The organism is Iningainema tapete BLCC-T55, assembly GCF_014698965.1.
In the GTDB taxonomy this organism is placed as follows: domain Bacteria; phylum Cyanobacteriota; class Cyanobacteriia; order Cyanobacteriales; family Nostocaceae; genus Iningainema; species Iningainema tapete.
Genome location: NZ_JACXAE010000013.1, coordinates 1 through 19,486, shown reverse-complemented (window position 1 = coordinate 19,486; position 19,486 = coordinate 1). Strand labels below are relative to the sequence as shown.

Genomic DNA, 19,486 nt, shown 5'->3' with positions numbered 1-19,486 from the left:
CCGTCTCTGGTACAAGGTAGGGAATCCAAACGCTTGTGTCTATTGTCATAGCTTCGCGTTCCATAGCAGTATTTGCTACCAGCTTAAGATACCATATATTATAAATAATATATGATACTAAGTAAGTAGGTGGGAATAAACCATACTATGTTAAGAAATGTAAATACCGCAAAACTCTTACGAATGACAAAGGACGACCCTTACTAGTTAACTATATTTGTACCGACCTACTTAAAGACTGATTGCAATGGTTTGAAGCAGACATTTGCTTATTCTCGATTGGTAGCAAAATCTAAAACAACGGTTTCATTCTCAGGGGCAACCTGGGAATATTTTTCTTGAGGATACCATTTGTGAGCGATCGCCGCTAGTTGATCTAAAACTACAATTAGATCTTGCGATCGCTCAGTTAATCCGTAGGTGACTTGTGGTGGAATAGAAGGCTTGTAGGAGCGGTAGACTATTTCTGCCTCTTCAAGCATCCGTAATCTTTCCGTCAGAACCTTTGACGAGATACCTTCCATTTGACGTTTGATAGCACCAAAGCGAGTAGGTCCATTATTGCGCAAAATCCACAGAATGTAGAAAGTCCAAGGTCCACCAAGCAGGTTTAACAATGTGCCGACTGGGCAACTCCCTGATTCCTGAGACACAGACATAGCTTTCTAGTTTCTCCTACGTACTCTAGTTACTTTATATTACCTAATTTTACATTTTTTACTAGTAACTTAAAGTAACTATAAGTCATGTGTATCCGGAGTGATTTGTTAAATTAATTAACAAAAACGCTTTGCACCCTAAAAATATTTAAAACTAAATATGGTTTATGAATAAGTGGTGCTAAATTACTAACATTTCACTAGGGCAAAAAGGGAGTACATCCTCGTATGAGTACTAGCTGTTGGAGTTGGCTCTCAATTGCCAGCTTGTGTGCAAGCCTTGGATGTGCAAACTGCGCTCAAGCTCAAATTACTCCTGATGCCAGTTTACCCAATAATTCTATTGTTACTCCTTCTGGGAACACGAGCATTATTGAAGGAGGAACTCAAGCAGGAAGCAATTTGTTCCACAGCTTTCAACAGTTTTCTGTTCCTACAGGTGGCGCAGCTTACTTCAACAATGCCCAAGATATTCAGAACATTATTAGTCGGGTAACAGGCGGTTCTATCTCCAATATTGATGGGTTAATTGGCGCGTCGGGTAATGCTAGTCTGTTTTTGCTCAATCCCAACGGAATTATTTTTGGTCCGAATGCATCGCTAAATATTGGTGGTTCTTTCTTTGCAACTACAGCCAACAGTCTTAAGTTTGCTGATGGTAGCTTTTTTTCCACCAATCCAAGCCCATCTTCCCCTCTACTCACAATTAGTGTACCCACTGGCTTACAACTTAACGGCAATCAGTCAGGAGCTCTTGCCAATGCTGGCAATTTAGTTGTTAAACAAGGGCAAAATTTAACTCTGCTTGGTAGCAACGTCACTAACAACGGGCAACTATCTGCAACTGGGGGGCAAGTTACAGTAGCAGCTTTCTCTGGTAATGCACAAGCAACTTTTGGACAAGCAGGAGTGTTTGTTGCAACTGATCATAGCAGCAATGGGCTTGGTGGTACTGCCATGATCGCTGGTATTGTTGATGCTTCCAACTTGAGTGCGGGAGAAGTTGGAGGCAAAATACAAATTTTAGGCTCGCGCATTGGTTTGCTAGACTCGTATCTTGATGTATCTGGCGATGCAGGTGGCGGAGTCGTGCTAATAGGAGGTGACTACCAGGGTAGAGGAATTCCTCAAGCAAGTGCCACTTACATTAGTCCGCTTTCAACTATCAAAGCAGATGCTCTAACTAAAGGCAATGGGGGACAAATCATCGTTTGGGGAACCGAATCAACCCGTGCTTATGGTAGCTTGAGTGCTAGAGGTGGAATTTTAGCTGGTAACGGTGGTTTAATAGAAACATCAAGTAGCAATTTTCTTGATGTTGCAGGTATTCGCGCTGATGCCAGTGCTACTAATGGTAGGAGTGGCACTTGGCTACTAGATCCGCGCAATGTCACTCTTGCCTATTCAAATACATCTAACGGTTCATTTAGTGATAGCAATCCCGACATTTTTACTCCCAATGGTGACGATGCAGTTGTATTTATTCCAGATATTCAAAGACAACTAGATAACGGCACAAACGTTACTATTACGACAGGGGCTTCGGGAAGTCAATCTGGAAACATCACTGCAAAAGAATTTGGCATTACTAAGACTACAGCAAACCCCGCAACCTTAACTTTGCAAGCGGCTAACGATATTAGCATACAAAGTTTTGAAATTAAATCAAATAATGGTCCACTTAATATAGATTTGCTTGCAGATAACGACAGTTCTGGTAGTGGGAATGTGAGTATTAGCTTTGGTGCTATTGAGACTGGAGGAGGAGCATTCACCGCAAAGGCGGCAGGTTTGATTGCATTAGAAGGCTTAGGAATTAGTAGCAATAACGCTTCGGTAAGTAGAGCAGTTCCCATCGCAATTACAAGCAAAGATATTACTTTAAAAAACGTTGGCATCGCATCAAGCAGCAGCCCCTTAGACGTGTTACTTACTTCTAATGGCGGGAATGTGAGTTTCAATGGTGGTGGAGTTGAAAGCAGGGGAGGAAGATTCACAATCCAAGCTACAGGAGGAGTTGCATTAGAAAACTTGGGAATTACTAGCAATAATGCTCAAAGTACGGTAAATTCAATTGCGATCGCAGGCAATGATGTTACATTGAAAAATTTTGGGTTCACATCGAATCACAATCGCCTCGACGTAGTGTTACAAGCAGTGGGTTCTGTTCCGGGGAATTTGAACCTTAGTAGTGGTGCATTTGAAACTAGGGGAGGAGGATTTACAGCAATAGCTGCGGGTTCTATTTTAATCGAAAGACTGGCAATTAACAGTAACAATGCACTTGCTGACACGGCAAACCCCATCACTATTACTGCACCCTCTGTATCAATTACAAGTGCTGGTATTAACAGTAACACGACTGGAGATGGCAATGCAGGATTAATATCGATCAATACTAACTCTCTCAACCTCCAAGTAGGAGGTATTAATAGCAACAGCACTGGTAATGGTAATGGGGGAACAATTGAGATCAAAGGCGGTTCTCTTACCGTTCAACAAGGTGTAATTAATAACGTAACTAATGGTAAGGGTAATTCAGGAAACATTAATATTGATGTCAATTCACTTTCCGTCAAAGAAGGTACGATTAGCAGTGAAGCCAATAATATTGGTAATGCAGGAGATGTAACCATTAAAGCTAACTCAGTTGAATTAGCACAAAATGGTAGTTTGGCAAGCAGAACTCGTGGCAATGGAAATGCTGGTACAATCAGTATTAATGCTGCTACTATGGTAATGAGGCAAGGGGGAATCAACCTGACTACTGAAGCTGAAGGAAAAGCAGGTCAACTCAACTTAACTGCTAACTCCCTAGAGATGATTGAAAAAGCGGGCATTGGTAGTAACAGTTCAGGAATTGGTAATGCGGGAGACATCACAATTAATGTTGGCACAGCCGTACTAAATAGGAGCGGGATTAATGCCAGCACTACTGTGCGGGGAGACGCAGGACAAATTAATCTCAAAGCAGGAACTTTGTTATTAAGTAACGGCACAGACATTAATAATAATACTCTTGGAGCAGGGAATGCAGGAGCGATCGCGATCATTGCTGACTCATTAATCATGGAAGATAGTGCAGTGATTAGCGATACTGGAGCAGTGAGACAAACAAGAGGTGTCACGTCTATCAACAACACAGGCAATGGTGGACGTATCAACCTCACAGCAGATACTATTTTCTTGAATAACAATGTCTTAGTCAGTAGTGAAACTGGTGGCACAGGGGCATCAGGAGAAATTACCATCAATGCCAATTCCCTTGTGAACAAAAGCAGTAGCATCAGCACAAGTACGCTGGAAAACTCTACAGGTAATGCGGGAAAAATTCAAGTTACTGCTAAGTCAGTTGTATTTGAAAATGATCTTCCTGGGCAACAAAGTGGATTAGGTAGTGTCACTAGAGGTACAGGCGATGCTGGAACAATTATTCTCAATGCTGACGCTGTAGTGTTGCGGAATGGAGGAGGAATAGGCGTTAATACCGAAGCGCAAGGCAATGCTGGTAAATTGTTTCTCACTGCTAACTCCTTGGTAATGGAAAATGGAGGAATTGGTAGCGAGAGTCAGCAGAGTACAGGCAACGCGGGAGAAATTGATATTAGGGTTAACACTGCTTCGCTCAACAATAGTCGTATTCGCACCACCACCTTTAATAGTGGCAAGGGTGGAGAAATTAGATTCACTGCAAAAGAAGCGCAACTCGTAAATAATAGTCAAATCGGCAGTGAAACTCAAGGTAGCGGTGCAGGCGGCAACATAAATTTGGAAATTGACGGAGCTTTAAGAATAAGCGATCGCTCCAGTATTTCTGTCTCTTCAACTACCACTAATACCAATAGCACACAATTAGGTAGAGCAGGCGATATTGAAGTACAAGCTAATTCTATTTTGCTAGATAACCAAAGTGCAATTCAAGGAGAAGCAAGATCCACAGATGGTGGTAGTATTACTCTAAAACCGCGAGACTTATTACTGCTACGTCGTAATAGTAAAATCTCCACAAGTGCAGGTACTGCGCAAACAGGTGGCAATGGTGGCGATATCATCATCAATACAAACAGTGGTTTTATTGTCGCCGTACCAGAGGAAAATAGCGATATCACCGCTAATGCCTTTAGTGGCAGTGGAGGGAGTGTTAATATCAATGCGATTAAAATCTTTGGGCTAACATCCCTGAGTCGGGAAGAACTTTCTCAACGTTTAGGAACGGCTGATTTTACTCAACTTAACCCCAGTCAATTGCGTACTAGTGACATCACCGCAATTTCTCAGGTTAACCCTTTCCTCGGTGGCGAAATTAATATCACAACTCCTGATGTTGAACCCAATCGAGGATTAGTGCCACTACCCTCAAATGTAGTTGATGCCTCACAACAAATTTCCACTGCCTGTACCCCTGGTAGTGGAAAAAGTAGTTCCTTTATTGCCACTGGGCGGGGAGGAATTGCATCCAGCCCTAGCGAACCGTTGATTGTGGATACAGTGCTGGCAGATTGGATTAAACTACCAGGAGAAAGAATAGTAGGGGAGCAGGGGCGTAGGGGAGCAGAGGAGAAAATTACTCCCCCACCCTTAATTGTGGAAGCCCAAGGATGGGTGGTGGATACTAATGGTGAGATTACCTTAATAGCGATCGCACCAACTGCCAATGATCAAATCTGGGTAAATGCTTCTTGCCCTATTCAGCGCTAAGCTGAGTTTTTTAAGATTAATCTAGACAATTTTCATACCTGAGACATAGAAACTATCAGCTATTCTTAGCGTCTAATTATTGTATGAAGTCTGGGTAAAAAATATGCTGCGCAAGATTTTATGCTTGGCAATCCCGATTACAGCAATGCCTTTTATCTCCCTAGAAATTGCACCTGCTGTGGCAATATCATCTGATCAAGGACACATTTCTGCACAGATTAGATCTAATAGTACGACTAGCAACTCATTACTAATATCACAGAGGTACGAAAGAGAACGAGAGTATAGTCAAGAATGTAGGCGTAGGTATCGTGAGGTATACCGAGATATTCAGGAAAATCGTCGCAACCTCGCGGAAGCTGACAATGATCGAGAGTATCGCCGCGCTCAGCAGAGGCTTGAGCGCAATCAAAGAAGACTTCAAAACATCAGCAATAGGTGTGACTCTGGTAATAGAAACTACCGCGATCGCGATTACCGTGACAGGAACTATCGAGATTACCGCGACTCCTCCCCGGTTAGGGTACCTATCGTTCCCCCACGATAAGCACTTTTACTACCAAAACTACTAGAATCGCGCTCAAGTTTTCCGACATAACACATATAGTTTTCAATCCAAACTATATGTGCCAACAAATATCTTTTGATTAAAGGTAAATTCACAAAGGACGTTGTTAATACTCCCAACTGTAGTTAACTTAACCAAGAAACAAGATTGTGCCTACAGAGTTAACGGATAGGGTAAAACTATCTTTTAGTAAGTCTAATAAGCGTCCTTTAGGTTTTTCCTTGATTGGTGATGTAAGTTGTTGAATACCTTTTGGTGGTGTAAATTCTTGGATAGCTTGTTCTTGCGCTAACAAAGTATCTTTACTCTTAAGTTCTGTGACTGTGGAATCTTGTTGATTATTTTCTAAATCGTTTTGCTTTTGGTGCAGCGGAGTGTCAATAACTTGGCAAGCTTGTACTAGCTGATTTAGTATTTGATTGGATAAAAGTTGGACATGTTCTAACTCAGGCTGACCCTGATTACTAATTACTACCGCAGATTCAGAATTACCTTCTACTTTGCTGTGAATTGTCGATGGCATTACTGATAGTTCTAACTCTATGTCAATAGGCATTTTTAACATTAAAGAGATATGAACTTTGCGTCCTTCTGAATGGGGGTTATGTAAGTTTACAGCAGACATAAGCTTTGAGAAAGATTAAAGTGTTTAAACAAAGACAAAAAACAAACAATGGAAATGTAGTTAAGAAGGCTACTACCTTGAAAAGGCAGTTAAAAAGCCTTCTATAACAAACATTTGCCTTAAATCAACAGTTAAACTCCGAAACTATATTGCGACAAATTACTGTAGTTGGGTAGTTGGCTGCTGTTTGTTGTAACCATTTTCAGGGAGACATTCACACTTCTGTGGTAGAGCCAACACTTGTGGTGTTAAGAAAAGATCGGGTTGTAAATAAACAGGTAATTTCTCTTGCTGAGCTGGTGCTGGATACACATTTACTTGTGGATAGATGTCGATGGGTACGTTCAATTTAATGGGAATAGTGAACTCGCAAGGGGTAGAATTACAATTTGGATAGGTCATGAGTAGATCTCCTGGTAATTGAATGATTTGAGTTGATGAGATTAGTTATGCAGAGGGTTGGATTGGTTGAGTAGGCAACTGCTGTCTGTTGTATGCATTTCCATTTTCGGGGAGACACTCGCACTTTTGTGGCAGTGCCAACACTTGTGGAGTTAAGAATAAATCTGGCTGTAAGTAAACAGGTAATTTCTCTTGCTGAGGAGGGGCGGGATGCACATTTACTTGTGGATAGATGTCGATGGGTACGTTCAATTTGATGGGAATAGTGAACTCGCAAGGGGTAGAATTACAATTTGGATAGGTCATGAGTAGATCTCCTGTGATTAATAAATGATTTGAATTGAGTGTGAAACTTAGTTGGGAATTTCCCTGATCCTTTATAGATGCAAGAAAAATTTACTTATGCACTAAGTTTTCTTGAGTTCAAGGTAAGCTTGGCTTGCCCTCTTTCTAATCCTTTATAGATAGAAGCAAAATCTACTTATGCACTTCAAGAATATTTACTAAAAATCTAGTTCCCTCCCCTTGCCAAGGGGAGGGTGAGGGTGGGGTAGAAGTTTCAATAAAATATTTATCTTTGATAAGGATAATAATACTGTGGATTCATCATTGGTGCTTGATAACCAGTTGGAGGCATAACGCTTCCGGGAGGGTTGCCATACCCAGGAGCTATAGTTGGTGGCTGTGGCTGGTATCCGACAGGGGGCATAGTTCCTGGTACTCCATTGGGGAAGGGAGGAGTAATTACTGGCGACTGGTAGCTAGTTGGAGGTACAGGAACTGTAGTATTAGGGGGTACGACAACACCTTGAGTGAACTGTTGGTAAGCAGCTTGAGAAATTGACTTAATTAATTTTTCGGCACTAGGATCGTTCTTAGGACGTTGTACCATGACGGCGACTATGTAGCGTTTGCCGCTGGGCATATCAACTAAACCTGCATCTGCCAACATTGTACCGATATCCCCGGTTTTATGAGCAATAGTTGCACCAGTTCCCAAACCAGTAGGGAGCAGATGGTTTCTAATGGTACGACGCATAATATCCAGTATGCGATCGCGTGAGGGCATACTCACCAAATTACCTTTGCTCACCATTGCCATCAAATTTCCCAACTCTTTAGGGCTAGTACTATTTGTACCTTGCAAATCAGGAAGTAGATTGCGAATAGCTGTGTTTGTCAACCCCCAACTCTGAAAACGTTGATTGAGCAACTCAATGCCACCCAAGCGAGAAATTAACATATTTGTTGCTGTATTGTCGCTCACAGTCATCATCTTCGTTGCGACTTCCAGTGCTGTAAACTGAGTTCCCACAGGTTTGTACTGCATTTCTCCCGAACCGCCTGCAACCATTTCTTTTTGCAAAGTCAGTGTTTCATCCAAACGGATTTTACCTGCATCTACATCTTGGAAAAAAGCGATCAACATGGGAATTTTAATTGTACTTGCAGCCGGGAATACTGTCGAAGCATTAACATCCACATAAGCGCCATTCTCCAAATCTACCAAAAAAACCCCTGGTTGAAGATTTGGGTAACCAGCTGCTAGAGTTTGTACAGCAGTTTTCAAAGCAGTATTCTCTTGAGATAGGAATAAGCCAGAAGCTGTTGGGGTATTTGACGGCGTTGCGGATTGTGTTTGCTCAACCTGAGGATGAGATTGTGACACTGCTGTGGTGATGCGAGTAGCAGGATCTAATATAGATAACACAGTTCCAACAATTGCGCCGATCCCAACTCCAACAATTAACAACCGCATGGCATATAAAATGGTTCTTGCCATCGGTTTTAATCGCGCCCTTCGAGATGAATTGCTTTTTTGTGCTGTTTGCTTTCGCACCCGTACTTTCGTTTTTGGCTTCATAGCGTGGGGGTTAAAGGGAGGAATTTTTTCCACCCTGACAGCATTTGGATTGAAGGGCGGAATTTTTCCCTTGATTGTAGCGGTTGGCTGAACTGAAGGCATTACCCCCTTTCGCCCGATGGATGCTATTGGGCGCACTTTACTAGCCGACTGCGATTTTGTAACTTTTACTTTATCCTGTCTTATATTTTGGATGGGGACACGTTGATCTTGGTGTCCTCCTTGTGGTTGACGCCGCGAGAAAGCTGATGTAGCGGTTCTCTTTTGCATAAAAATAAAAATGGGAATAAAGTGTAAAATTTATCTAGTAACTCTAGTTTAGGTTTTATCTAATAAAAATGCAGATTGGACTTATGAATGTGCGGTAATTGAGGTCGTGAGTTTAGTTTATGCCATGATTAGTACATTTGAGAGGGTGGTTGGATACATCCTGAACAATTATTTACGAGTTGTCTGTTGTGTTAAGATTTTTCAACGCCCATTCTACCTGTCGTAAAATACCTCGTAACATAGCTACTTCTGTTGGTTGTAACTGAGCGCGATTATACAATTGCCGAAATTTCTCCATCCGGCTAGCTGCTGTGTGTGGGTATATATAGCCAATCTTGAGTAGTAGCGATTCTAATTGCTGGTAATATTCCTCCACAACGTCCAAAGATGCAACTTCGTTCTCTCCATTGCTTCCTAATTCTACCTCTTGAGCTTGAGCTAATTCAGAACAGCAGATTGCTACAGCAGTAGCTAAATTCAGCGCTGAATAGGTGGGGCTAGTAGGGATGCGCACAAAACGTTGAGCATAGTTTAATTCTTCATTACTTAATCCCCGATCTTCTCTACCAAAAATTAATGCTGCTGGTTGTTTTGGTGCTTCTAGTAACCAAGGTAGTGCTGTGCGGGGATTTTGTAGCGGCATTTGCCCATCACGTACACGCGCAGTTGTGGCGATCGCCCGTGTACATCCTTGTAAAGCTTCTGGTAAAGTAGCTACTATTACGGCAGATTCTAAAACATCTTTAGCATGAACAGCCATGTGCATAGCTTCCACACTAAGCGGATCGCATTGGGGATTCACCAACACTAAATGATGTAACCCAAAATTCTTCATCACCCGTGCTGAGCTTCCCACATTAATTGGACCTGCTGGTTCTACTAGTATAATTCTAATCCAGTCCAATGCCAATATTTACCTCCACCAAGATGTACCTCGATTTTATCTTTTCTTGGTAAAGGTACGCAAAGCAAAGTAGGGTACGTTAACGAAGTGTAACGCACCTCCTCCTATAATCTATTGCAATGGAGTACGAATTCAAATAAGCTCTAGTCTGTTTTAACCAACTAAACAGTTGCTTTTTAGTCCGTTTTAACGGACTTGAGCTATTAGCTATGTACTTGAGTACATGGCGATTGTGTATAGAATGAAATAGCCCTGAAATCAAGTTTAAAAACAATAGTTGATTCTCAGGTAATTCTCATCTTATCTTCAGGTAAAACTTTGTTTAATCATTATATTAAAAGATAAATGGGTGAAAAATTACCAATATGACATCTTCAAATTTTAGTAATCACACTTTGAGTAGTTCTGAACTCAAAGGCATTCAACGTATCCGACTCGCTACTTTATTACTGCTTAGTTTTGTGGTTATATCTGGTGTAGTTGTGGTTGCATGGTTCGCAGGTGTTGGCGCAATTAATCAGATTTTTGCGCAAATACAGTTAATGCAAGAAAACCCCCCTATGTGGTTAAAAGTGCCAATGGTAATGGGAGAATATTTACTTGCACCTACGGTAGTACTATTTTTAATTGCACTGTTTGTGATGAAAGTTTCTCCTCAACCAAGAACTTGGTCACGAGTGTTGGTTGTATGTATATTATTAGGTTTAACTATTCGTTATATATTATGGCGATCGCTTTCTACTTTAAATGTAGCAGATCCTCTTAATGGAGTCTTCAGCTTAGGATTATTTGCTTTGGAAATGTTGCTCCTTATTAATACTACTCTCCAGCTATTTTTACTACTAAGAGTGAAGAATAGGCGTAGGGAAGCTGACATTTTATCATTACCAGTTTTAGACGGCACTTATCAACCATCTGTTGATATTTTAATTCCTACTTATGATGAACCTGTTTTTATCTTAGAACGCACAATTATCGGTTGTCAGGCGCTCGAATACAATAATAAAAAAATTTACTTACTCGATGACACTCGCCGTCTAGAAATGAAACAATTAGCTTCTGATTTAGGTTGTGAATATATAACCAGAGCCGATAATCGTTATGCCAAAGCAGGCAACTTAAATAATGCACTCCCTAAAACGAATGGCGAATTAATTGTTATCTTTGATGCCGACTTTGTGCCAACTAAAAACTTTTTACACCGTACAGTTGGATTTTTTCAAGATGAACAAATAGCTCTTGTTCAAACTCCACAAAGCTTCTACAATATTGATCCTATCGCCCGTAATTTAGGTTTAGAAAACGTACTTACCCCAGAAGAAGAAGTTTTTTACCGCCAAATTCAACCACTTCGCGATGCTGCTGGTAGCGTCATTTGTTCTGGAACTTCATTTGTAGTTAGACGTAGCGCTCTTGACGCTGTTGGTGGTTTTGTCACTGATTCTATTAGTGAAGATTATTTCACAGGCATTCGGATTTCTGCTTTAGGTTATCGCCTAGTTTATCTAGATGAAAAGTTGAGCGCTGGTTTAGCTGCCGACAATATCACAGCACATGCTATACAAAGACTGCGTTGGGGAAGAGGAACTTTACAAGCATTTTTTATTAAATCTAATCCCCTCACTATTCCAGGACTACGACTTATACAAAGATTAGCTCATTTAGAAGGATTACTTCACTGGTGTTCCAGTATTTCTCGTGGCGGATTTTTACTGATGCCACTCGCATATTCATTTCTCAGCGTCAATCCGATCCGAGCCACTCCTTTAGAATTAATATATTTCTTTTTGCCTTACTATGTGGTACAATTAACAGTTTTTTCTTGGTTAAACCAACGTTCTCGCTCAGCATTGTTATCAGACATCTACACTTTAGTACTGACTTTGCCTTTGGCACTGACGGTGATTCAAGTAATGTTAAATCCCTTTTCTCAAGGATTTAAGGTGACGCCAAAGGGAACAAGAAGCGATCGCTTTTATTTCAACACTTCATTAGCCATACCGCTCATAATAGTGTTTATTGTCACAGCCGTAAGCTTTTGGCGCAACTTGGGCATGAGTATGATGATGGGAGCGATGGGTTCAACCATGACACCAGAAATTGCTCAACAAATTAAAGGTATTAACTTGGGTTGGATTTGGGGTGCTTACAACTTGCTGACGATTGGCATCTCCCTATTAATCTTAGTAGATGTCCCTAAACCAGATGTATATGAATGGTTTAATCTGCGGCGGTTAGTCAAACTAGATGTTGCCGGAAAAACACTATGGGGAGTAACTACAAGTATTTCACAAGTCGGTGCTGAAGTTGCTCTGACTCAAGCGATGGGAAATATCTCCACAGCAGATACACCCATCACGCTCTTAATTTTAGAAGAAGGACTTGTTTTGTCAGGACAAATTACTCAAACTGGTTTCAAAGGAGAATTTCCCACTATGCAAATCATGTTTGAGCAGATAGCACTTCCGCAACAAAGACGTTTAGTGGAGATGTTATTTTGCCGTCCCGGACAGTGGATACGTCAAAATGCACCAAGTGAGTTACAATCTCTATGGCTGTTGTTAAGAATATTGCTCAAACCACGAGTTTTGTTTGAGCGTAATCTAAATAGTAGTGTGATCGCCAGAGCCATCGCTGTTTCTCAAGTATAGTAAAAAAATCTCACGCAAAGACGCCTTGGCGCAAAAAAGACTTTCGCGTCTTTGTGTGAGGCTAAAAAATCATTTACACAACAATTCAGCAGTGTGCTAATTATTTACCAGGAGGCAGAAGTACCTTGTCAATAGTATGAACTACGCCATTGGTTGCGGGAATATCTGCTTGAAGCACATTCGCATTATTTACCCCAACTTGAGAGCCACCAGTAACTTTTACAGTGACAGATTGACCCTCAACAGTTTTCACCTTACCAGATTTAAGTTGACTTGAAGTTAATTTACCAGGTACAACGTGGTAAGCCAAAACCTTCGCTAATTTGTTCTTATTTTGTGGCTTAAGAAGATCTTCTAAAGTTCCTTTTGGTAGAGCAGCAAAAGCAGCATCATTAGGTGCAAATACTGTGTAAGGTCCTTTTTTGGTTAATTGATCCGTCAAACCAGCAGCTTGTACAGCCTTGAATAAAGTTGTATAAGAACCAGCACTGTTTGCTGCCTGTGCCAACTGAGCTAAGTTTTGTGATTGAGTTGTGGTTGTGGATGGTGTGGCTGGGGCTGTAGTTGTGGATTGAACTTCAGTTGCAGATGGAGTGGAAGCGACAGGCGATTCTTCAGCTTGTTGTGGTGTTGTATTTTGTGCAGTTGGTTGGTTATTACATGCTGATAAGGCAACAACACTGCCGACACTAATTATTCCAAACAGAACTTTGCGTAAAATCAGTTGATTTGGTTTCATGAAGTGTTTGTAATTTAACGTTTCAACTTCACAGGGTTTTCTCACCAGTTAAAATTGTGGTATTAAACAAGAAATTGAGGTGCTTTTCTAAATTTGAACGAACCAATTTAAATGCACCTTGGTATTAGCAGCCTTGAATAAAATGCAACTGGTGCAGCTCAACGTTGCCGAACCAACCCTGTGTTAAGTATTTATAAGATTATCACAAATTGTTGCGGAAATCGCTCCTACTTAAGTAGTACTTGAAACCCTTGCAAAAATCTACATAAAGATGCAAGCTGATTATAAAGCTGTGTCGGCACAAAAACCCAATGTAAATGACTTTGGAGGGGGAATGCAGATGAAAGTCGGATTTATTGGGCTAGGTAACATGGGTCAAGCAATGGCAGGTAATCTGCTTAAAGCGGGACACGAACTAACAGTTTACAATCGTACACGCAGTGCTGCAGATCAGCTTGAACAAGCAGGAGCAAAGGTGGCGGACTCAGCCTCGTCAGCAGCGCACAATGCTGAAGTACTAATCACCATGCTTGCTAACGATGCAGCAGTAGAGGCAACAATTCTGAGTGAAGAGGGATACAGTACCCTTGAGACTCTCAAGCAAGGGGCAATTCACGTCTCGATGAGTACGATTAGCGTAGCACTTTCTCAAAAACTGGCTAAAGCACACCAAGCAGCAGGACAAGCTTATCTAGCAGCACCTGTCTTTGGTCGTCCTGACGCGGCTGCTGCTGCGAAGCTATGGATTGTCGCGGGTGGAGAGTCTGAACTAATCGAGCGTTGTCGTCCTTTATTTGATGCAATGGGACAAGGAGTGCTTACCGTCGGGGAAGAACCGTGGACTGCCAACTTGGTTAAGCTGACTGGCAATTTTATGATTGTCTCGATGCTAGAAGCTTTAAGTGAAGCTTTCGCACTCATGCAAAAGTCGGGCGTTGAACCTCAGCAATTCTTGGAAATTGTCAACACAGCTTTGTTCAAGTCGCCTCTTTATGAAAAATACGGCAGTATTATTGTTGAAGAGCGTTACGAACCAGCTAGTTTTAAGTTAAATCTAGGTTTGAAGGATGTACGGCTAGTTTTAGAAGCTGCTGAAAAGGCTGCTGTACCAATGCCGCTTGCCAGCCTAATTCGCGATCAGTTCCTTTCTGGTGTCGCCCGTGGACACGGCGAGATTGATTGGGCGGGTTTGGGGCGAGTAAGTGCTGAGAATGCGGGTATCAGTCCTTTAACATAGGTACTTTACTCCCTTTTTCACTATTTGGACGCTCCATTACTACCTCGAATTGGTGCTAATAATTCATCAACCCACTGTTGATTAGCTGGAGACAAAGCCGGAGGTGGAACCTGCTGTTTATAATCAATGCGTTGGTTATAAGCAGCCCGTTCACATACGCCATCGACAATCATCTGCAAATCAACAGTCAATTCTTCACCTTCTGACTTGAGTGGCAAGGGAAAACTAGGAATTGGTTCGGGCAAATTGAAGCCATATAAATCTGCTTTCGGACGTTGTGTACTTCTACTAACGACAATACGGTAGTCTGTTGATTGTACCGAACCTTTCATGGTCATTGGTAAGTTACCACGCAGTAAGTCAATTTCAATCAGATGCGTCATACTACCTAAAATTAGCCCCCGTTTCTTTTCGTAAGTTGTTCTACCCTTACCTTTTTGCTTATTTTTAGGTGATAATACTTCAATTACGGTAATCACAGCATCACTGCCCATTTCTCTAACTTCCAAATACCGCTCTTTCACGGTGATGGGCATAGGTAACGTGATTGATTGCGGACGCTTCTGTATTAGAGTACCTGTGTCTTTTTGAAGTTCAACTCTTGCTGGTTTAGATAACGCCATCAATACTGTAGCATCAGGAAGACCTACTAATACCTCGTCTTCATCTTGATCTTGGTAGATACGGGTTTCGACTTCTATGTAATAATTTGGTAGCAATTTAGGTGCAAGGGTATCAGCGATCGCTACCAAAAGCCGAGTATGGAATGATGACCAAAAAGCTGGTTGTTCGAGGTAGGGATTCATCCGGTGGAAACGGCGAAGGCATCCTTTAAACTCTGACGTTTCAGTATTTGATGGGGATTTGTAAAAATCATTTCTTACCACTATTCACAGTATATCACATTCTTGGACGGAAAATGTTTTCAACCCAAATGAAAACAGCTATCCCGAACATGGGAACAATAAGACTATGAGAATATCACGGTGTAGTCAGTAGTTTATGCTACAGGTTAAAATCATCAGGGCAGCCTTCCGTGAAATACAGAAACTGCCACTTCCCCATCTCGAATCAGTATACAAAATCTTGCGTCGTTTAAGTCAGCAAGATGAGAGAGACACAAAATCTCTAAAGGGATATGATAACCTGCTAAGAACCCGACTGGGCGACTTGCGCGTTATTTGGCAACGAGAGTCTAGTGGGGACATTGTGGTAATTAAAGCTGGTTTGCGCGGCGATGTCTATGACGATGCATTTGATGAGCGCGATCGCGATCTTCCAATCACAGTAACAGAACTTATCAACCCTCAAGGAATAGAACTTGCTGAACATCCAGCCTACCACTGGAATCACGAACAAGACGACCATTGGTACAAATTTGTATATGGTACTTATCGCTACTCTCCTATACTGACTCCTTACCAAAGAGGAGTACTTGAAGAATTACGTTCAACCTTATCAAACAGATTTAATCCGGATAGAGCTTGGATAGTCCAAAGCTCCCCAGGAACAGGTAAAACGGTATGTGCTACTCTATTTGCCTGTGAAATTCACAGACAATATGAGTTTAATACAATGCTGATCGTGCCAGAAGCATTGCGTGGAGATATAGCAGAATACTCTGATGTCAAACAGGCACTCCAGCAGGAAAACTTTTGGTTAGTTACGTTTCGAGAGTGGCTAAGTAGGATCAATCCCGAATTCCAAAATTGCCTTGCTTCGCCAGATGAAGAATTATATGCTTTGCGGGAAGCAACTAGGCGCACTCATCGACCAAACCGTCCTCACCCAGATGAAATTACTTCCAAAGATGTTTTACTTTATCAATCTTTCGTACTAGATAAAGCAAATATTAACCAAACTAAAAATGCAATTTTTCAAGTGAATATTAAGCGGATTCAGAGATTGAATCATATTGATATAAATCGTTGGTTAAATGCATTATCTGGTCGAAAATGTCGTGTGAATGCTGCTGATGAGTTGAAGCAAAACCCGCCTCATCCACCTTTGAATAACGGCTGTACGCTGATCATTGTTGATGAAGCTCAAGATTTCATGCTGTGTGAGATGCAAGCGCTAATTGCAGTGTGTCAAGCATGGAGAAAACAACAACATCCAACATATTTATTATTGTTGGGAGACTTAAATCAGCGAATCCAGCCAACAGATTTTGACTGGGGACAATTACACCTGAAACAACCAATAAGGTTAGGGCGGAATTACAGAAACTCACGTCATATATTGGAATTTGCTAACCAATTTTGGAATTTAGCACAAAATATCAGTAAAAATGTTGGTGGTAAACACTTACCACCACCTGCTTCTGAAGAAGATGCCTTTGAAGTAGGAGAATCAGTGCGTTTGTTGGAATGCGCTTCTAATCATGACGCTCTCAAATTTTTGCAGCAACTAGCTCAAGAATATGAACGTGAAGAAGATAGACGTTATCTACTTCACCACTTAGCTAACGCTGTCAAGGTAGTCTCGCCTAAGTTGGATACTTCTTACAACAATCTGGTAATTTTAAACGCGGAACAAGCTAAAGGGCGAGAATTTGAAGCTTGTGTTGCTTTTCGTTTATTTGACGGAACTGGTGAACCATCATTAGAGGAGAGTTTTCAGTGGTATACTCTGCTGACTCGCGCCCGTTCTCGGTTGCTGGTGGTGGTAACAAAAGAAGAATTAAATCGCCTCAATGGACACAATTACTTTAAGAAGTGCGATCGCATTGACAAACATACAGCTATAAGTTGGATTACTGAACTAGCCAGTGATGTTGAACTCAATCAAATGACTGGTGATGTTCAACAGCGGTTGCTACAACGCTGTGAAACTGGATATTTGTACTGGGATACTTACTTAGCTCTGGAATTGGCAGGAGTTGAGCAAGACTTGTGGGAGCAAGAGGCGATCGCTCACCTTAGTAAACATTCTCAACAGCATCTAAATGATGAATTGAAAAACACTCAAAGCATTTCCCTACGCTGTTTGCTATTAAGAGCAATGCAGCATTCTTGGCAAGCAGTTGCAGAAGCTTCTAAGTTACAAAATAGTAATTTTAAGGAGTATGAACGTTTACTCAACAGTATTGCCAGGGATTTAGAAGCAAAAGGTTTTCCTTATGAAGCAGCCCGAGTCAAAACACAACTTAGACAAGACAATGCCAATCAAAACCTACCTTTTTGGTCAGAAGTAAGCCATCCGTCTAATCAATCTAAACCTTTAGTGACATTACTTTGCCAAGCTTTTACAGATCGTCTTGCCAATCTTATATAAAACAGGGAGATCACAGAGTGACATACACAGATGAGCAAATAGCACGACAACTCGAAGACCTTTTGCACATAATTCAAGAAGAGAGAAATTCTGCTAACCAAGTTTTACAGCAAGCAAAGACAATCCAGGCGCAAGTCTCTCAATTAGTTGAAAGAACACAATCGGAAATTAGTCTTTCACAGGATCAAGTTTCCCAATCGGCTAACCAAGTTTTAGAGCAAGCGCAGACAATCCGAGAGGAAGTTTACGAATTCGTTGAAAGAAGAAAATCGGAAATTTTGCAAGTTGCTGAGCAAGTTAGAAACACTGCACAGTCAGTTCAAAATTGGCGTTCTGAAATTCAAGAAAATCGCAATGAAGTAGTAACAACAGTAGCTGATATAGCCAATCGAGAAACTATAGAAAAAGTGCGGCAAGAAATTGAGACAGCTCGTACTCAAATAACTGTAGCGCAAACGCGATTTCAACAAATAGATAGTAGGTTACCTGCATTTGGGCAGGAATTACAGCAACGTTTAGCACGAGCAAGCGAATTAGCATCTCAAATTGCAAATGACAAAAGCACAGTTTCTCAGTTAGCTCAACAAACAGATGACAGAGCTAATCAAATTTTACAAGTTCAATCAGTGACACAACAGTTACATCAGGAACTGGTATCAATTGTCAACGAAATAGGTGGAACGCAAGGCTTGGAACAACTGCGGCAAGAATACCAAGCAGTTCGTAATAGCTTGAGCGAAACTTTGCAAGCAAACCAGCAGCTAAAGAATGAAGCTGAACAACAGCTAAATGCATTGCAAAGGCATGCTACTATCACGCATCGCCGATTTAATGAAATCCAAGAATTAATATCTACAATGCAGTCGGCGCTGGTGACACAAGCAATATCACAAGTTGAAGAAGTCCAAAGGCGGGTGCAATTGCAGGAAGAGCAAGTTTTGACCCAGCTTCGCACAATGGTTGCAGCAACTTTAACAGAATTGGGGGGACAAGCAGGTTTAGAAAGGCTGCGACAAGAACTTCAGGAGGGACACCAGGTATTAGGTGAAATCCAGCGCGTTAATCAGCAGTTGCAGTCAGGCATTGGGGTATCACTGAGTAAACTGCAAGATATGTTGCAAGTACATTCAGCAGTGCAGGAAACAGTGTCTGGGCTGGAGACGATGCGTTCAGAAGTTTCCGATCAAGCTCTACAAGTTAGATTAGATAGGGAAGCAGTTCAAACACTGAGAGTAGAAGTAGAAACTTTCAGCACTGAGGTAGAAAATACAAAGAATGCCTTGGTAATTGAACTACGTGGGGAAATTAAGCGCCTACAAAGAGAGCTTCAAAAACTACAAACTCAGGGAAAAACTCAGCAAAATATGCGTAATTTGTTGTTTGGAATTGCATTTAGCACTGCTGTTTTAGCCCTTACCTTAGCAGTAGTACACTAAAGGAGCGAGTTTCTGCTCGATCGGGAACATCCAGTTTTGGCAAAAACACTCGAATAGTCAAGAAAAGCACATTTAATGTTATACGAAGTTGCTAAAGATAGTATCATTTGATGGAAGATAAAAGAAGACCATCAACTATGCCACGCTTGAGAATTCA

General features: G+C 41.3%; 14 protein-coding genes. 6 read left to right on the top strand and 8 right to left on the bottom strand.

What is annotated here, in order from left to right:
* Window positions 1-269: 269 nt before the first annotated feature.
* The gene (locus tag ICL16_RS02565) at window positions 270-659 is read right to left on the bottom strand and encodes a winged helix-turn-helix transcriptional regulator (RefSeq protein ID WP_190825331.1); all 390 of its coding nucleotides are present in this window, start codon (window positions 657-659) and stop codon (window positions 270-272) included.
* Between the two features lie 228 nt (window positions 660-887).
* Between ICL16_RS02565 and ICL16_RS02560 the strand changes: the two genes are divergently transcribed.
* A complete protein-coding gene (locus ICL16_RS02560) occupies window positions 888-5,357 on the top strand; it encodes a two-partner secretion domain-containing protein (protein WP_190825330.1) in 4,470 nt (1,489 codons plus the stop codon).
* A gap of 103 nt (window positions 5,358-5,460) precedes the next feature.
* Window positions 5,461-5,904 carry a hypothetical protein gene (locus ICL16_RS02555; RefSeq protein WP_190825329.1) on the top strand — a complete coding sequence of 148 codons (444 nt, stop codon included), beginning with the start codon at window positions 5,461-5,463 and terminating at the stop codon, window positions 5,902-5,904.
* A 151-nt stretch (window positions 5,905-6,055) separates the two neighbouring features.
* Here ICL16_RS02555 and ICL16_RS02550 read toward each other — a convergent pair whose 3' ends face one another.
* From ICL16_RS02550 to ICL16_RS02530, 5 genes are all read right to left on the bottom strand, one after another.
* A complete protein-coding gene (locus tag ICL16_RS02550) occupies window positions 6,056-6,550 on the bottom strand; it encodes a hypothetical protein (RefSeq protein WP_190825328.1) in 495 nt (164 codons plus the stop codon).
* Between the two features lie 159 nt (window positions 6,551-6,709).
* Window positions 6,710-6,952, bottom strand: coding sequence for a hypothetical protein (locus tag ICL16_RS02545; RefSeq protein WP_190825327.1), 243 nt, complete (start codon window positions 6,950-6,952; stop codon window positions 6,710-6,712).
* 45 nt (window positions 6,953-6,997) lie between these two features.
* The gene (locus ICL16_RS02540) at window positions 6,998-7,258 is read right to left on the bottom strand and encodes a hypothetical protein (protein ID WP_190825326.1); all 261 of its coding nucleotides are present in this window, start codon (window positions 7,256-7,258) and stop codon (window positions 6,998-7,000) included.
* A 265-nt stretch (window positions 7,259-7,523) separates the two neighbouring features.
* Entirely contained in the window at window positions 7,524-9,086 is a 1,563-nt protein-coding gene (locus ICL16_RS02535; RefSeq protein ID WP_190825325.1) for a serine hydrolase, read from the bottom strand.
* Window positions 9,087-9,258: 172 nt separating this feature from the next.
* The gene (locus ICL16_RS02530; RefSeq protein WP_190825324.1) at window positions 9,259-9,996 is read right to left on the bottom strand and encodes an RNA methyltransferase; all 738 of its coding nucleotides are present in this window, start codon (window positions 9,994-9,996) and stop codon (window positions 9,259-9,261) included.
* A gap of 359 nt (window positions 9,997-10,355) precedes the next feature.
* Here ICL16_RS02530 and ICL16_RS02525 point away from each other — a divergent pair, with 359 nt between their 5' ends.
* Window positions 10,356-12,641: a glycosyltransferase family 2 protein gene (locus ICL16_RS02525; RefSeq protein ID WP_190825323.1), complete on the top strand. Its 2,286-nt coding sequence runs from the start codon at window positions 10,356-10,358 to the stop codon at window positions 12,639-12,641.
* 100 nt (window positions 12,642-12,741) lie between these two features.
* Here ICL16_RS02525 and ICL16_RS02520 read toward each other — a convergent pair whose 3' ends face one another.
* A complete protein-coding gene (locus ICL16_RS02520) occupies window positions 12,742-13,380 on the bottom strand; it encodes a fasciclin domain-containing protein (protein ID WP_190825322.1) in 639 nt (212 codons plus the stop codon).
* 271 nt (window positions 13,381-13,651) lie between these two features.
* On the opposite strand from ICL16_RS02520, the gene ICL16_RS02515 reads away from it, so the two are divergent.
* Window positions 13,652-14,617 carry an NAD(P)-dependent oxidoreductase gene (locus ICL16_RS02515; protein WP_202895385.1) on the top strand — a complete coding sequence of 322 codons (966 nt, stop codon included), beginning with the start codon at window positions 13,652-13,654 and terminating at the stop codon, window positions 14,615-14,617.
* Between the two features lie 20 nt (window positions 14,618-14,637).
* On the opposite strand, the gene ICL16_RS02510 is transcribed toward ICL16_RS02515, so the two are convergent.
* Window positions 14,638-15,504 (bottom strand): DUF4058 family protein, encoded by an 867-nt coding sequence (locus ICL16_RS02510; protein WP_337906892.1) that lies wholly within the window; start codon window positions 15,502-15,504, stop codon window positions 14,638-14,640.
* A 115-nt stretch (window positions 15,505-15,619) separates the two neighbouring features.
* Here ICL16_RS02510 and ICL16_RS02505 point away from each other — a divergent pair, with 115 nt between their 5' ends.
* A complete protein-coding gene (locus ICL16_RS02505; RefSeq protein WP_190825321.1) occupies window positions 15,620-17,893 on the top strand; it encodes a DEAD/DEAH box helicase family protein in 2,274 nt (757 codons plus the stop codon).
* A gap of 17 nt (window positions 17,894-17,910) precedes the next feature.
* Window positions 17,911-19,329: a coiled-coil domain-containing protein gene (locus ICL16_RS02500; RefSeq protein WP_190825320.1), complete on the top strand. Its 1,419-nt coding sequence runs from the start codon at window positions 17,911-17,913 to the stop codon at window positions 19,327-19,329.
* The last annotated feature ends 157 nt before the right edge of the window (window positions 19,330-19,486 follow it).

Bases quoted from the DNA above. Each gene is read 5' to 3' on its own strand.
- ICL16_RS02565 (WP_190825331.1), bottom strand. From the start codon at position 659: ATGTCTGTGTCTCAGGAATCAGGGAGTTGCCCAGTCGGCACATTGTTA.
- ICL16_RS02560 (WP_190825330.1), top strand. From the start codon at position 888: ATGAGTACTAGCTGTTGGAGTTGGCTCTCAATTGCCAGCTTGTGTGCA.
- ICL16_RS02555 (WP_190825329.1), top strand. From the start codon at position 5,461: ATGCTGCGCAAGATTTTATGCTTGGCAATCCCGATTACAGCAATGCCT.
- ICL16_RS02550 (WP_190825328.1), bottom strand. From the start codon at position 6,550: ATGTCTGCTGTAAACTTACATAACCCCCATTCAGAAGGACGCAAAGTT.
- ICL16_RS02545 (WP_190825327.1), bottom strand. From the start codon at position 6,952: ATGACCTATCCAAATTGTAATTCTACCCCTTGCGAGTTCACTATTCCC.
- ICL16_RS02540 (WP_190825326.1), bottom strand. From the start codon at position 7,258: ATGACCTATCCAAATTGTAATTCTACCCCTTGCGAGTTCACTATTCCC.
- ICL16_RS02535 (WP_190825325.1), bottom strand. From the start codon at position 9,086: ATGCAAAAGAGAACCGCTACATCAGCTTTCTCGCGGCGTCAACCACAA.
- ICL16_RS02525 (WP_190825323.1), top strand. From the start codon at position 10,356: ATGACATCTTCAAATTTTAGTAATCACACTTTGAGTAGTTCTGAACTC.
- ICL16_RS02520 (WP_190825322.1), bottom strand. From the start codon at position 13,380: ATGAAACCAAATCAACTGATTTTACGCAAAGTTCTGTTTGGAATAATT.
- ICL16_RS02515 (WP_202895385.1), top strand. From the start codon at position 13,652: ATGCAAGCTGATTATAAAGCTGTGTCGGCACAAAAACCCAATGTAAAT.
- ICL16_RS02505 (WP_190825321.1), top strand. From the start codon at position 15,620: ATGCTACAGGTTAAAATCATCAGGGCAGCCTTCCGTGAAATACAGAAA.